A 315-nucleotide genomic window follows, 5' to 3' on the forward strand; every position below is an offset into this window, starting at 1 on the left:
CGGCCGTCCCCTCGCCGCCCCGCGGGCACCCGGTCCCGCGGGGCGGTGGCGCTCGGTGCGCAGTCCTCAGTTCGCGGTCGAGCGGGCAGGTGGGGCGGCGATCCCGCCTCCGCCCCAGTAGCCGCAGGGCACCCCGATCAGCACGCCAAGTGCGGTCTCGACCGGGGTGTGGTGGCTGATCCGGACCCGTGCCCACGCCACGGGTGGCACCAGAACGAGCAGCCGCCAGTATCCGGGCGAGATCTGACGGGCCAGCACCGAGACGACACCGGCGAGCACGGCGGTGTGGAACGAGACCTTGACCCGGATGGTGGC

General features: G+C 74.3%; 1 pseudogene. It reads right to left on the reverse strand.

The features are described 5' to 3' along the window. Positions 1–66: 66 nt before the first annotated feature. A pseudogene (locus G6028_RS17350) lies at positions 67–315 on the reverse strand (hypothetical protein); the annotation flags it as partial.

Source organism: Dietzia cercidiphylli, from assembly GCF_014145145.1.
Taxonomy (GTDB): Bacteria; Actinomycetota; Actinomycetes; order Mycobacteriales; family Mycobacteriaceae; genus Dietzia; species Dietzia natronolimnaea.